General features: G+C 58.1%; 7 protein-coding genes. 5 read left to right on the top strand and 2 right to left on the bottom strand.

The genetic code is table 11. The features are described 5' to 3' along the window. Positions 1-67 precede the first annotated feature (67 nt). The 4 genes from purH to KSS97_RS04265 all read left to right on the top strand — a co-directional run bounded on the left by purH (position 68) and on the right by KSS97_RS04265 (position 6,693). Entirely contained in the window at positions 68-1,675 is a 1,608-nt protein-coding gene (purH, locus tag KSS97_RS04280) for a bifunctional phosphoribosylaminoimidazolecarboxamide formyltransferase/IMP cyclohydrolase (protein WP_030138023.1), read from the top strand. Between the two features lie 188 nt (positions 1,676-1,863). Continuing rightward, positions 1,864-3,156: a phosphoribosylamine--glycine ligase gene (gene purD, locus KSS97_RS04275; RefSeq protein WP_217861158.1), complete on the top strand. Its 1,293-nt coding sequence runs from the start codon at positions 1,864-1,866 to the stop codon at positions 3,154-3,156. A 102-nt stretch (positions 3,157-3,258) separates the two neighbouring features. Beyond that, positions 3,259-6,033 carry a hybrid sensor histidine kinase/response regulator gene (locus tag KSS97_RS04270; RefSeq protein ID WP_217861157.1) on the top strand — a complete coding sequence of 925 codons (2,775 nt, stop codon included), beginning with the start codon at positions 3,259-3,261 and terminating at the stop codon, positions 6,031-6,033. A gap of 63 nt (positions 6,034-6,096) precedes the next feature. Further along, positions 6,097-6,693: a MarC family protein gene (locus KSS97_RS04265; protein ID WP_198797866.1), complete on the top strand. Its 597-nt coding sequence runs from the start codon at positions 6,097-6,099 to the stop codon at positions 6,691-6,693. A gap of 1 nt (position 6,694) precedes the next feature. Here KSS97_RS04265 and KSS97_RS04260 read toward each other — a convergent pair whose 3' ends face one another. Then, entirely contained in the window at positions 6,695-7,519 is an 825-nt protein-coding gene (locus KSS97_RS04260) for a hypothetical protein (RefSeq protein WP_217861156.1), read from the bottom strand. A 219-nt stretch (positions 7,520-7,738) separates the two neighbouring features. Here KSS97_RS04260 and KSS97_RS04255 point away from each other — a divergent pair, with 219 nt between their 5' ends. Next, positions 7,739-8,389 carry a hypothetical protein gene (locus KSS97_RS04255; protein ID WP_217861960.1) on the top strand — a complete coding sequence of 217 codons (651 nt, stop codon included), beginning with the start codon at positions 7,739-7,741 and terminating at the stop codon, positions 8,387-8,389. A 60-nt stretch (positions 8,390-8,449) separates the two neighbouring features. Here the strand turns inward: KSS97_RS04255 and KSS97_RS04250 are convergent, their stop codons facing one another. After that, positions 8,450-15,481: a TcdA/TcdB pore-forming domain-containing protein gene (locus tag KSS97_RS04250; protein ID WP_217861155.1), complete on the bottom strand. Its 7,032-nt coding sequence runs from the start codon at positions 15,479-15,481 to the stop codon at positions 8,450-8,452. Positions 15,482-15,692: the final 211 nt, after the last annotated feature.

Raw genomic sequence — 15,692 nt, 5'->3', positions numbered from 1 at the left:
GAAAGGCGCCCGCGTAAAAAACGGTCGCCTTTTTTGCTGACTTCCCTTGCTTTTGATGGAACTTGAAATGACCGACCAGACCACCCGCCTGCCGATCCGCCGCGCCTTGATCAGCGTCTCCGACAAGACCGGGATCCTTGAATTCGCCCGCGAGCTGCAACAGCTGGGCGTCGAGATCCTCTCTACCGGCGGGACCTTCAAGTTGCTGCAGGACAACGGCGTCGCTGCAGTGGAAGTCGCGGACTACACCGGTTTTGCGGAAATGATGGATGGTCGCGTCAAGACCCTGCACCCGAAAATCCACGGCGGCATCCTCGGCCGTCGCGGCATCGACGACGCCATCATGAACGAGCACGGCATCAAGCCGATCGATCTGGTGGCGGTCAACCTCTACCCGTTCGAAGCCACCATCAACAAGCCTGGCTGCGACCTGCCGACCGCCATCGAGAACATCGACATCGGCGGTCCGACCATGGTCCGCTCGGCAGCCAAGAACCATAAGGACGTCGCCATTGTGGTCAACGCCAGCGACTACGCCAGCGTCCTGGAAAACCTCAAGGCCGGTGGCCTGACCTACGCCCAGCGTTTCGACCTGATGCTCAAGGCCTTCGAACACACCGCCGCCTACGACGGCATGATCGCCAACTACATGGGCACCGTGAACCAGGCGGCCGACACCCTGAGCACCGAAGGTCGCAGCGAATTCCCGCGCACCTTCAATACCCAGTTCGTCAAGGCCCAGGAAATGCGCTACGGCGAGAACCCGCACCAGAGCGCGGCGTTCTACGTGGAAGCCAAGCCTGCCGAAGTCGGCATCGCCACCGCCACGCAATTGCAAGGCAAGGAACTGTCGTTCAACAACGTGGCCGACACCGATGCCGCGCTGGAATGCGTGAAGAGCTTCGTCAAGCCGGCCTGCGTGATCGTCAAGCACGCCAACCCGTGCGGCGTGGCCGTGAGTCCGGACGCCGAGGGCGGTATCCGCCAGGCCTACGAACTGGCCTACGCCACCGACACCGAGTCGGCCTTCGGCGGCATCATCGCCTTCAACCGTGAGCTGGACGCCGAGACCGCCAAGGCCATCGTCGAGCGCCAGTTCGTCGAAGTGATCATCGCCCCTTCCGTCAGCGAAGAAGCCCGCGCCATCGTCGCCGCCAAGGCCAACGTGCGCCTGCTGGCCTGCGGCCAATGGTCGGCTGATCGTGCACCGGCGTGGGACTACAAGCGCGTCAACGGCGGCCTGCTGGTCCAGAGCCGCGACATCGGCATGATTGGCAGCGCAGACCTCAAGGTCGTGACCCAGCGCGCTCCGAGCGAGCAGGAAATCAACGACCTGATCTTCGCCTGGAAAGTCGCCAAGTACGTCAAGTCCAACGCCATCGTCTACGCCAAGAACCGCCAGACCATCGGCGTCGGCGCCGGCCAGATGAGCCGCGTGAACTCGGCCCGCATCGCCGCGATCAAGGCTGAACATGCCGGCCTGCAGGTACAGGGTGCGGTCATGGCTTCGGATGCGTTCTTCCCGTTCCGTGATGGCATCGACAATGCTGCGAAGGTTGGCATCACCGCAGTGATCCAGCCAGGTGGTTCGATGCGTGACAATGAAGTGATTGCGGCCGCTGACGAGGCTGGCATCGCGATGGTCTTTACGGGCATGCGCCACTTCCGTCACTAACAAGACAACGGCCGCACTGAAGCCGGCATCTGCTGCGTTGGAGCCGACCTCGATGATGCTCATTGCCAAAAGGCAACTCCGCTCATCGAGGTCGACCCCGCCTTGCATCTACCGACTTCATTGCAGCCTCCTACGGCGTAGAACGCCTTAGGCTCCAAACCGAATCAGCGTCATCCGAGGTTTTTGAAATGAATGTTTTGATCATTGGCAGCGGTGGCCGCGAACACGCCCTGGCCTGGAAAGTGGCTCAGGATCCCCGCGTGCAAAAGGTCTTTGTCGCGCCGGGCAATGCCGGCACCGCCATCGAAGCCAAGTGCGAAAACGTCGCCATCGACGTATTGGCCCTGGAACAGCTGGCTGATTTCGCCGAGAAAAACGTCTCGCTGACCATCGTCGGTCCGGAAGTACCGCTGGTCGCCGGCGTCGTCGACCTGTTCCGCTCCCGCGGCCTGGACTGCTTCGGCCCGACCGCCGGCGCAGCGCAGCTGGAAGGCTCCAAGGCCTTCACCAAGGATTTCCTGGCACGCCACAAGATCCCGACCGCCGACTACCAGAACTTCACCGAAATCGAACCAGCCCTGGCTTACCTGCGCGAAAAAGGCGCACCGATCGTGATCAAGGCCGACGGCCTGGCCGCCGGTAAAGGCGTGATCGTAGCCATGACCCTGGCCGAGGCCGAGGACGCCGTGCGCGACATGTTGGCCGGCAATGCCTTCGGTGACGCGGGTTCCCGCGTCGTGATCGAAGAGTTCCTCGATGGCGAAGAAGCCAGCTTCATCGTCATGGTCGATGGCAAGAACGTCTTGCCGATGGCCACCAGCCAGGACCACAAACGCGTCGGCGATGGCGACAGCGGTCCGAACACTGGCGGCATGGGCGCCTACTCCCCAGCGCCAGTGGTCACCGCCGACGTGCACCAGCGCGTCATGGACCAGGTCATCTGGCCAACCGTGCGTGGCATGGCCGAGGAAGGCAACGTCTACACTGGCTTCCTCTATGCTGGCCTGATGATCGACAAGGCTGGTAACCCAAAAGTCATCGAATTCAACTGCCGTTTCGGCGATCCTGAGACCCAGCCGGTCATGCTGCGCCTGCAATCGAGCCTGGTGCTGCTGGTGGAAGCCGCCCTGGCCCAGGCGCTGGATAAGGTTGAAGCCCAATGGGACCCGCGTCCGAGCGTCGGTGTTGTATTGGCCGCCGGTGGTTACCCGAGCGACTATGCCAAGGGCAATGCGATCAAGGGCCTGGATGCCTCGGCACAATTGGAAGGCAAGGTGTTCCACGCGGGTACGGCATTGAAGGATGGCCAAGTGGTTACTGCGGGCGGGCGCGTGTTGTGCGCCACAGCCATGGGCGAGAGTGTCGGTGCCGCTCAAGAGCAGGCCTACAAGCTGGCCGCGCAGATTGACTGGGAAGGCTGTTTCTATCGCAAGGACATTGGCTACCGCGCCATTGCCCGCGAGCGTGGCGAAAACCTGTAATAACCTGGCCATTCAGCCGGGCAAGGGTCCATGGCCCTTGCCTGTCGGCTCAGGCGCCGCGCATAGTTATAATCTGGCATCAACCTACGAAGGGATTTCGCCGTGCGCTGGCTCAGGATTGCCATAGGCTTGACCGTTACGCTGCTGACGCTGCTCTGCGTGCTCCCGGCCCAGGCCGCGCCGGGCAGTGCCTGGGCGGTATTGCTCGACGAACAGGGCGATCTGAAACTGAGCGACATTCGCTCTGCTCGCTACACCAATCAATTCAGCCCCATCGACCTTGACCACCTCAAGGCCGCCGAACCTGGCGGCGCATTGTGGCTGCGCTTCCGGCTGGCACCCGACAAGCATGAACAGATACTGCGCATCTTCGCGCCGGACCTCTCACGCCTGAATCTCTATGTGCTGGACGGCGATACCCTGGTCGACCAGCAGATCAGCGGCAACGCCACGGCAGGCACCGAACAGTCCGTGCCCAGCAGCGATTTCATGCTGGCGCTGCCCCGCAGCGATAAACCACTCGACGTCTACCTGCGTTTGGCCTCGCGATATGAGTTGCGCCCGTTCGTCTCATTGCAACCGGCCGTGATGGCAGCCGCCAACCAGAACCAGACCCTGGTTTATGGGCTGCTGTTCGGCTGTATCGCAATGCTGATCCTGCACAACCTCACCCGCTACGCCTACACCCGCTCACGCAGTTGCCTGTGGCTGGCAGCCTGCGAAGGGCTGTTGATGCTCAGCCTGATATTGCTGTTGAACCTGGCTGGGGCCTGGTTTCCGGACTGGCCGGCGATCCAAACGCCCGGGGCGTATCTGGCGCTGTTGCTGACAGCGCCCTGCGGCTTGATGTTCGCCTATCGTTACTTCGCGCCGCTAGGGCCGCATCCGCTGAACCGGCTGCTGCTGGGCGAAATCGTCTTCATCATGCTATGCAGCCTGTTGCTGCTGTTCGTCAACACGCTGCCTCTCAACATCATGACCTACACATTGGTGGCACTGGCCGGCCTTAGCATGCTGTTCGTCAGCGCCTGGCATTGGCAGAAGGGCTACCGCCCGGCACGGCTGTTTGTCGCCGCCATGGTGGTGTTCAACCTGGGCACGTTGATCATTCTCCCCGCCCTGCAAGGGCTGACGGAGGTCGCGCCCCAAGGGTTGATCGTTACATTGCTGGTATTCATCTGCGTCAGTGGTCTGCTGATGAGCGTCGCCTTGGGTGAACGACAGCGGTCAATCAACGAAAACCGCTTCAGTCTCAGCCGCGATCTCGCGGCAAGCAACGCGGAAATCAACGCCAAAGCCGAATTCCTGGCGAAGATCAGCCATGAGATTCGCACCCCGATGAACGGTGTGCTGGGCATGACCGAACTGCTGCTGGGCACGCCGTTGTCGGTCAAGCAGCGCGACTACGTACAGACGATCCACAGCGCCGGTAACGAATTGCTGACCCTGATCAACGAAATCCTCGACATTTCCCGCCTCGAATCCGGCCAGATCGAACTGGATGACGTGCAGTTCGACCTCAACGCATTGATCGAGGATTGCCTGAGTATCTTCCGCGCCAAGGCCGAACAGCAGAACGTCGAGCTGATAAGTTTCATCCAGCCCCAGGTGCCGCGGGTGATCAGCGGTGATCCGACAAGGCTGCGCCAGGCACTGCTGAGTCTGCTGGAACATGCCCTGAAAAAAACCGACGAAGGCGAAGTGCTGATCGTCGTGGCCCTCGATGAACGCAGCAACCAGCCTCGTCTGCGCATCGCCGTGCAGGACAGCGGGTCGCCCATGGACGCCGAGGAGCGCGATACGCTGATGCATGCGGAACTGCACAGTAAGAATTTCCTTTCGGCCACGCGCCTGGGTGGCAACCTGGGCCTGGTCATCGCCCGCCAGCTGATCATGCTGATGCACGGCGAATTCGGCATCAAGAGCGGCAGCAGCCAGGGCAGTACATTGTGGCTGACCTTGCCGCTGGACCCAGATCGTCTTGAACACCCGACTTCCGACCTCGATGGCCCGCTGCAAGGGGCACGAGTGCTGGTCGTTGACGACAACGATACCTGCCGCAAGGTGCTGGTCCAGCAATGCAGCGCCTGGGGCTTGAACGTCAGCGCCGTACCATCGGGCAAGGAGGCACTGGCGTTGCTGCGCACCAAGGCCCACCTGCGCGACTATTTCGACGTGGTACTGCTTGACCAGAACATGCCCGGCATGACCGGCACGCAATTGGCCGCCAAGATCAAGGAAGATCCGAGCCTGAACCACGACATCCTGTTGATCATGCTGACCGGCATCAGCAACGCGCCGAGCAAGATCGTGGCGCGCAACAGTGGCGTCAAGCGCATCCTCGCCAAACCGGTGGCCGGCTATACGCTCAAGACCACCCTGGCGGATGAGCTGAACCAGCGCAACAAAGGCCAGGCGCCAAACGTCCCGGCCAATCCAGGCCCGCCCATACCGGCGAAAGTGCCCAGTGACTTCCGCATCCTGGTGGCTGAGGACAACACCATTTCCACCAAGGTCATCCGCGGCATGCTCGGCAAGCTCAACCTGCAGCCCGACACTGCCAGCAATGGTGAAGAAGCCCTCAAGGCCATGAAGGAACAACGCTACGACCTGGTCCTGATGGATTGCGAAATGCCGGTTCTCGATGGCTTCTCCGCTACCCAGCAGTTACGCGCCTGGGAGGTTGGCAACCAGCGGACCCGCACGCCTGTGGTGGCGCTCACGGCGCACATCCTGGCCGAACACAAGGAGCGCGCACGCCAGGCAGGAATGGACGGGCATATGGCCAAGCCGGTCGAATTGTCGCAACTGCGCGAGTTGATCGAGCATTGGGTGGCCCAGCGCGACCAGCAGAACCGTACAGCGCATACGTCCTGAGCCGACAGACGCCAAAACGCCTGATAGACTCCGGTCGTCTTCCTCCGTCCCGAGCCCTCGACCATGCTTCACGTGCTGTTCAGCGTTTACCTGAAAATGTTGGTGCTCTACAGCCCCTTCTTCGTCCTGTCGTGTTTTATCGGCCTGACGCGTGGCTATTCACGCAAAGAACAACGTCGCCTCGCCTGGAAGGTCGCGACGGCGACGCTGGTCTCCAGCGTGCTGCTGTATCTGTTCGGGCGGGTGATTTTCAGCGTGTTCGGCATCACCGTGGATGCGTTCCGGATCGGCGCCGGCAGCGTATTGTTCATCTCGGCGCTGGGCATGGCCCAAGGCAAGTCGGCGGTACAGACCGACAATGTCCAGCAGGACGTGACCATCGTCCCGCTGACCATTCCGCTGACTGTCGGCCCCGGCACCATCGGCGCCCTGCTGGTGATGGGCGTGAGCCAACCGCACTGGGACGACAAACTCATGGCGATCGTCAGTATCGCCCTGGCCAGCTTCACCGTTGGCGTGGTGCTGTACCTGTCCAGCCGCATCGAGCGGATTCTCGGCGACCAGGGCTTGCAGATCGTCAGCCGCTTGATGGGGCTATTTGTCTGTGCCCTGGCAGCGCAGATCATCTTCACCGGGGTAAGAGGCTACTTGGTGCAATGACTCAGGCAAGCTTGCGACGGCTGAAGCGCTTGCTCAACACTTCCCGGCGATGTTCGCCCAGGTACTCTTCGATGTCCTGCCTGAAGTCTTCATAGCGCGCCGGGTTGAAAGTCACGAACGACTTGCCCCGAAAAATTTCTCGCGCCGAACAGCGCCAGTTCACAAATAGAACACCACCGTTATTCGAAGTACCGGTCTGTTTTATCGAACTGGAAGAGGCAATCAGCACACCGTTGGATAATTGCTCACAGGGAATGACGGACAAGCGTGCGCCATCGGCCGACTTGGCCTGGGCGCCAAACAGATCGAGTGTTTGCTTGTCCTGCTTCAAGCCATCAATCGTGGTATTGACCACGCTACCCAGTACCGTCGCCGCCGGAATGCTGGCCTTCACGCCGTCGATGATGCCTTTGACGATATCGCTGATCACCAAGTCCATATCCACTTGCACAGAGCTCTCGGTGTAACGGGAATAACCGTCATCCGCCACGAAACATCCGAGCTCTTGCAGGCACTTGATAAACTCCATGTACCACGCCTGGGTGTTTTTCCCGCCAGGCACCAGATAGTTGGCCTCCATGATTGCCATGGTCATGACGTTCTCCATGATCGCCATGTTGTTGAGCGACATGTTATTGCCATAGCCTACCAACGCATCGCCCAGCATGACCGCATCCATTTCCTTGGTGGGGTTGTCCTGTAGCACCTGTACGGCGGACCTGCGCATACGCCGATTTGCGGAGACCTGCGCCCTGCGCCTGCTGATACGCGCGCCGATGAGCTCGATACTTTGCGCAGTGTTGATTTCACTCTCAAACATTTCCATGGTACTTCCTTAGTTAATTAAATGACCGCTCCTGCGGACAAACGACAATCTAGAACACATTAAAAAAGAACAACAACCCTAACCAGATACAATATATGTAGCGCCCCCGCAACCCTAACAAACATCCAGACTCAACCAAACAACCGAAACCCTTGAAAAAGCCTTCAATTATTGTATTCCTAGAAAACCAAACAACCCAAACGGACGAGAAACTTGAAAATGGAACTTCAATCATTAACCGGCCTCGTCACAGGTCCCAACTTGCTTTCTTACATCGACACACTTTCCCTGCAAGATTACAACGACATTGCCGATTGCAATAACATTGCCACTCGATCGGCCGACCTTGGCTATCACCGCTACGGCAATGCCGAGGGCTGGTTTGAAGAATATGCGCGCACGCTGAATTACCTGGGGTGGTCACTGCATGGCGATTCGATCTATACCGCCACGAGACACATCGTCTCGGGCTCCGTGGCGGACTTCCTGGTGGAAAGTGCCCACGCGATACGCGACTCTCGGCAAGCCAACGCGATGATCGACACGCTGGACAGTTTGAAAACCAATAACCCGGCCATGCTGTCGCTAGATACAGAAACCCGAGAGGGTGAATCTTTTCAGGTAGTCCCGGCGCGCTACGACTTGCAGGGCAATCTTGTCATGGCTCTTTATAAGATCGAGCTGAGCGTCCAAACGAGAAAGCACAGCTTCTTGTTCTGGGAATGGGAAAAAAGCTCCGCCAGAATAATTCAGCGCAAGGCATACCTGAGGCTGGACAGAAGCGAGCTGGACAGAAACAGGGCGTTGATGCGAAAGAAACTGGATGAAAGTCTAATGAAGCGATTTTCCTTGCGAAATGACCGCTCTTGAACAACTTGCTCCAAGGTTGCAGGTGGATAACCTGCAACCTTTTTCTGCCTCACGAAGCGATCAGCTCACCTCGTTGGTTTCCGACTCCGACGACACCTCCAATAACGCCTTGAACGTGGTACCGCCCTGGGCTTTCGGCGACGTGCCCAACCACCCGACCAGCGTCGAGACCTTATAACGTCCCTTCCTGCCAAAGTTGAGCAAAACCTCACCATGAAAGTCGCTGTCTGTTGCATAGGCGTCACGACAGATCAAACTGTGTCCACTGTTCGGATCAATGATCACCAGATGCTTATCAACGCGACTCAGCAGCAGCTCATCCGGCTCATCGAGTTCCCAACTCAATTTCCCAGCAGTCACCGGCACACCGGCCAACGAATGTCGGCAGTCAAGAATGACTGAGTTGATTCGCAACCAGGCCGCCTTGGACAACCTGTAACTGACCGCCCCTTGGCCAATGTGCAGGACCAGAGTCGTGACACCGTCGGGTATCAGCGACAGAAGATCCAGAACTCTCGTCTCATTCCCCTCGACAACCAACACTTCACCCTCGCGCCGGGCATAACTGAGTGCCCAAGCCTGTCTCGCCTCTGGCAGGGTCAACAATTTATCCCGTTCGCCTTCATGAATCAGTACGTTGGTTTGTCGCTGTGTCCCCAGCACTTCGAAGGAAGGCTGGATGGCCGCTTTGGGGACCCGGATCATGTGCCCGGTTCCAGCAACGAACCATGCCAGGCTACCGGGCTCTTCGACTGTCATCAGGGCACTGTGGGACGGATGCCTCGCCAACTGCCCAAGCGCTTCAAGCACCTGGTCGCCCTGGGCGACAACCCACTCATGAGTAACGCCTGTAATCATCGCGGGTTCGTGGTCCCGCAGAATAACCACCAAGCCCTCGTGGGTGATGCCTTTCAGGCCCGGCCCTTCGACCGTCAACTCGGCAAATTGATACGAGGCCCATTCACGCTCTGCGGCGGGTATCGCGTCAGCCTGAAGCAACCGCACACCTTGCCCGAACGCGCCCGCCCATTTCTGCGGGTCGACAAACGCCTGGCGATAGACTCCACCATTTGAAACATCGAACAACCAGGCGGCCTCGCCATCTGGCGTCACGTTGAGCAAGCGGACTTCCTTTCCTTGGCCCAGGTCACTTAGCAACAACTTGTCATCGACGTACCAGGCACATAGATTTCCGTCGCCCCTGGTATTGAGCAAACCAACAATGGCGAAGCGCTTCGTTTTGTATTGGCTGGTCAACGGTGCCAACTCAGACAGCCAATGATTCCGGCCCTTGAGCCACGTTTCGTTCAGGCCTGCGAATTGCAGTTCGCCCTGGGGCGCCAGAGTGAAAAACAACCCGTCGGTACGCATCGCTACATAACCACCCTCAACAGCGATGACATCCTTGAGGTTGTCCGACGGTAACCATCGAACGGTCCATTGTCCTTTACCCGCTACCAGGGTGCGCTGCAGATGACACAGCCGTTGTATGAGCCTGTTGTAAATGACAAACGAATCGCTTCCGTCCGTCGGGGTGATCAGCACCAAATCAGTCAGGTTCTTGATCGAATCGGGCCAGCCTCGAGAATATTCGGGTTCAGGCGTAGGACGGATGATCAACCGGTCACTGCGACGAATCCAAGCCATGTTTCGATTCAGATCATTATTTTTCCAGCAAACCGAGACAAAAGGCGCAGGCTTCCAGTCGACGTTTTCATAGGGATATTGATCGGCGAACGACGGTGGATAGTCATAATAATCTCCCAGCACATCGGGCCAGGCCCTCAGTTTCTCGCTGGAACTGATGGTAGGCTCCAGCGCAGTGTCCACGTCTCGAGTCGCTGAAATGAGCAGCAATTCTCCTGCGTGGATCACATAACCCAGCTCTTGATAAGTGCGGCCTTGGCGACTGATCTGCTGCACGATATGAATCACACCTTGCTCATCCGCCTCCAGGCTTTTGATCACGCCGAGTTCGCTGAACGACCTCCACAACCAGTAACGCCGAACCAACACGCCGGTAGTGGCATCGACCTGCCAGACCAGCATATTTCCCGGGTCATAGAACCAGGCGTAACCGCCGGTTACCGCGCCCAGAATCGTTTCATCGGCGCCCGGTATCTCGTCACGAATGTAGAGGAAACGATCATTCATCCCGTCGTACCATGCCGTGACGTGTCGGGGCTCATCCGGGTTCTCGAACGGAACCAGGTAGTCATGTATCGCCGTATACGGCATCGCCAGGCGATGTTGCCGAGCCAAGCTCTTCATGTGTTCGTGCAACGCTTGGTGATCCATGCCTGGCGCCTCGGTCAACTCGACAGCGGACAGTTGGCCTGCCTCGACCTTGAATATTTGGTCGTCACAAAGCCGTAGTAAGGTCCCATGATGCCCCGCTCCGGTGAGTGATACGGCAACGTCGCGAATAAACAGCTTGGCGACACCTTCAAACCGCACGTCGCTTTCCTTTGCCCACGGGGCATCCAATACCCAGCTTGAAGTCAGTTGAGCGGGCGCTTCAAGGCTCAGGCTCACGCCGGTATTAATCAGCACCGCGCATCGCTTGCCGGCTCCCCGGATCCGATAGTTGATTTTTCCGTGCCAACTCGGCAGTAGAGCGGGCACCACCAATGAACGATCGATACTGTCCAGCAGCACGTCGATTGTCGTGGGCCGATAGTCCGGGCTGTGAAGGCGGTGGAGAATGTGGTCGCAGGGAAACGAATAGAAGGAACACAAAAACAGCCACCCACCGTCCGGCTTGATCTTCTCCAGGCGTCGTGCCGTGTCGAAACCGGGAGGAAGGTGCCAACTGGAAAACGGCAAGGCCTTGTATGCATAGCCGTAACAGGTCTGCGGCGTGCAAGGCAGGACAATAGCCTGGCCAGAAGCCGGCGCGAATTTTATTCGACTGGGCAATTCCAGTTGCTGGCGAATGTTGATTGCACGGGCGTAATCCGCCTCGAACGTAGGCACCCCAAAGTGGTCGTGCAGCGGATATAGCTTTGGACTACCCAATCCGAGTGCGCCGTTCGCCAGATCTACCGTCTCGATGATCAAGGAAGGACCAGGTGTCCAGGCATTATGGGCGGGATCAAAGCGATAAGCGTCAAGATGCGCCTTTTCGACGTCAAGGAAAAACAGCCCGACTTGCTCAGCTTCCTCGGCAATGGTCGCAAACCCCCTGACCACCGCGGCCACCCCCACCGCAAGCCCTCCCAATATCACCGCAGCCCCGCCCAGTATCGCCCCGGCGGTGGCACCGGCGGCATAAGCTGCAACCGCTACCGCCAGGCTCGCCGAGTCGAAAGCCAATTGAGTACCGAATTCGGCACGTTCGACATCATTTCGCGCAGTCGACAATTGGTAGATGTCGAACCCGACGTTCGCCAACTGCAACAACGCCCCAACCCCCTCGCCTATCCGGCCACCCACCGAGGCCTTGACCACTGGCGCGACGGCTTGGGCAATCAGTTTTTCTTCTGCCAGGGCTTGCCGGACCAGACCGACCAGCGCCGCGATATCAGTGATGACGCCGTGAGCCATCTGGGTGTAATTGACATAAGCATGCAGCCGCACCGCCAGGGTAAGGGACCGACCGTCTCCTTCGCGCGCTCTCAGTGCGCTCATCAACGCCTGTATGGCGAAACCGGCGTTCAGCGTGTGGACAGCGCCTACCGCCGTGGGGTCTCTCGAAATGACATCGTGATTGGCCAAGGTCGAGAAACGTTCGGAAAGGTAGTTTTTTATACGCAAGAACCTGTGGTCGTCAGTGCTGATCCGCATCAACTGCGCCGGATTGGCAGGGTCTATCAAGGTGATCCGGTACCCCCCGCCAGGAACGTCCTCCAAGGTATCGAACAAGGGCACGAGTTGAGCCCCCAGATTGTTCGCTTGGTGGAGGTCATTGGTCGTCTCACTGATCTGTTGCGCCCACCAATGGCTATCCAGGGCCAACAGGCTACTGCCGAGTCGAGGATTGCTCTGGAGTGATTGCCCCCGAGCGCTGGCGATTCGCTGCCTGATTGGGCGTGTCGGCTGCCCAGGCAATGCGCCCTGCTTCAGCAGTCGCGAGACCTTCATTTCGCCGGGCAATGACAGGTTCGACACCCGCGCGCCATCCAATTCGATCAGGTCGAAAGTGGGGCGCGCCGCATCGCCATACGCAGCGTAATAACGAGCCATGTCCCGCTCAAGGAAGAACCGTTCCAGCGTCTGCTTGAACGCGGTCGGGTCCTCGAATTCGAATACGCCAAAATTCGGATCGTAGAAGTGATAGGTACCCCGCTCGCCGTCAAACGTCTTGGCCACCAACATGGTGTGATTGTCCGAGTTGAGCATCAGCGTAGCGGTGGTGGTCCTGGTCTCCAGCATCCGCGCCACTTCGTGCAAGTCCGAACGTGGCAGCGCGTGGCCAACATCAGCCACCTGCACGTCACGCAACGACTCCATCAGGTTCAGGAAAGACACCGAATCGCTTGCCTCTGGCTCGATAACCCCGAGGAAAAATCGCTCCCGCAAAGTATTGACCGCAGCCTTGTCCTCCGACAGGGCTGCCGCCATTGCCAGGGCGAGGGGATAACACCGGCCGCCCACCCGGTCACCCTCGCCATGAAGCAACAGATCCTGCGGCACGAGCTTGAGCGGAACGGCTTCAAAACCGTCCAGGACGACACCGATGCGCTCGATGATCTGAACACGATGTTCCAATTTCGCCGCCTGCTTGATCCGCGCCACATATTCGCCCCACTGGCGCAGTGTCAGCGGCTCTCGCAGTGCGACTTTCTTTAATGCCAGTGCTGTTTCGTCACGCTTCGATGAATAATCGGCCGCACTGGCGAGTCCGGCCAGGAATGCAGGCGCCTGCTGCTGATATAACGCGCGCTCGATTGACGCGTAACCCCCGGCGGTGCCGGGTTTCCTGAACGTGTTGATCAGGTTCTCCAGCCTCGGACGAGCCGCATCGAAAGTGCGGTTGTCCACCGCCTCGGCACCGATCAACGCAGCCAGCTGCAGACGTTGCAAGGGACTCAAGTGATCGACGTGAAAACTATCTTCGGCGAGCCGGTTCAAGAGCTCAGCGGTAGACAACTGTTGCGTCTGTGAATCGCTCAATGACCCAGGGGGCGTGACAGGAATCCTTGGGGCGAGGATCGACTGACGCTCATCAAAGCCCAGGGGAATGGGCTTGTCGAAGACCATCGAACCGCTGTGGCCGCGGCTCATCGCCTGCTTGAAGGGCTCACCCAACTCATCGGCCAGGTGTTGCAGCAGGTCGGTGGACAACACGTGGCGGCCCTCGATCACCGGCCAGCCGCTATCGAATTCCAGGCTGTTGTATTTAAGCAACGGCTCAATATCTTTCGCATAGCGGGCTTGGAATCGACCGCCTAGCCAATTGCCTTTTTCTTTTTCGAGCCACTGTTCAGGACTCGCGTTTTCTTTCCAGGAATGATCTTGCTCCTCTTCCGTGACGTTGCTAAAACCGGTTTCCAACCTGATGGAATTCCGCACCGCGTTAGCACCGCTTGGTGTGTAGACCCTGCTTTCATACTCCAGCAGCCCCGCTCGCAGCGCGCCCGGTCCTGTCAGAAATATCGATCCCTCAGTCCCGGGACGGATGCCATCGCTGAAATAGTCGGCAATCCCCTTATACAAACTCATGGCCCGGTAGTCTTCATTACCGGCTTTTAGATCAACGATACCGAACTCGTCCTTTAGTATCTTCATGAGGTCGACCCCATGAAATACGTCATTGGCCCTCGCGGCTTCGCGCTCCACGGCTAGCAAGGCCTGATAGTGGGTCTCGATGCGCTGGAGGATGGTTTCGAGCGGAGCCGAGTGGGGGTGGCTGACAATTAGCGCATTGGACTCGCCCCCCTCGATAAATGCCAATCGCAAACTGTCCGTCGGAACGCTGGTTTCCTGGAACGGAGCAAATACCTGATCCAGGGATGGGCTACCTTTTGCGAACCGCTCCAACATCTCGCGATGCTCCACGGGAATTTGTGAGGTGAAATCTGTGTAGCGACCGACCAGTGCCTGACGGCCCGGCATCCACTGGGGGTTATTGTTCAACAACAACTGCAATACACCCAACCGAGCGCCCTTCGCCAGTTGGTTGGCATTGATGCCCGCGATTTCCTGAACAAACGACGGCAAGAAATCCACATCGCTGTAGACGCCCCCCTCATCGTGCTCCACCAGCAGCCGCACAATGTCCGAGGCTGTCGCGAGATTTCCGCGCAAGGACATTTCACGATTGTAAAACTCTTCCAATCGAGAATACGTCTGGAGTTCATTGATATTGCGCAATCGCAGCCCTTCGCGATCAAGGCTGCGCATGATGTGCGCGTTTTTATCTTTCAGCGCACGCAGAACATCTCCATCACAACCATACCCGCGTACCAGTAGATCGATGCGTGCCTCATCCGCACTTTTGTTCTGCTTCAACGCTCGATTGACGTGCATGTACATCTGGCGTTTAAGCGCGGTGATTCGTGTCTCATAATGGTCAGCCAAACTGTCAGGCGAACTGATGGCGCCCGCTTCATTTAACCAAGTATCTGCCTTTGCCGCCTCGACAATAATCCGCGTGGTTTCGTGAGCCAATAAACCGTCTTTGTCATACCAGACATTTATGGCGTAGTCGTCCGGCATGACGCTCTTCCAGATACGCAGGTAATCGAGTTGAATGTCACCCAATCCTCCTCCTAGCCAAACGAAGTTCAATTGCTTTGGCACCGCGGTGGCGGGGAGCCGTTCGATATTGTTGTATAACCGTACTTCAAATCCCTCCAGCTTATTGTAAATCTCTGTCAAGCCAGCAGCCCCGGAACTATCGGGCTCCGTTGGCGTACGGCGTACTCGGCTACGCCCTTGCAGGTCGCCCAACGCCTGCTTTAGCAGGCCCAGGGGCTCGAGCAATTGCGCAGAATCCCTCAAGGCGACACAGCTGGCATAATAGCGATGCACCGCTTCATATTCGGGAGTGCCCTGATATGGAACTAACAGCTGATCGATCTCCTTCAACTTCAACAAATCAATAAAATCGACATAATTATCTACTGACAACGACTGAGTCTCGCTCACTTACAATACTTCCTTTTATTGCAGGCGTGCAGCCGAGCAAAGCCAGAGCAACAAGCACTGACCAACAAACTGACACCCAAGATTCAACCAAGTAAAAAGCTTTTCAACGCCCACGCATTGAAGCGGACATTACAATAGCTAGTTTGTCCGTCGCCCGATCAATATCGACGACATTAACGAAAAGGAAAGTACTCTATCGGTTTGCGGAAGC

The organism is Pseudomonas alvandae (assembly GCF_019141525.1).
In the GTDB taxonomy this organism is placed as follows: Bacteria; Pseudomonadota; Gammaproteobacteria; order Pseudomonadales; family Pseudomonadaceae; genus Aquipseudomonas; species Aquipseudomonas alvandae.
The sequence above is the reverse complement of the archived record's forward strand: the minus strand, read 5'-3'. Positions and strand labels throughout refer to the sequence as shown.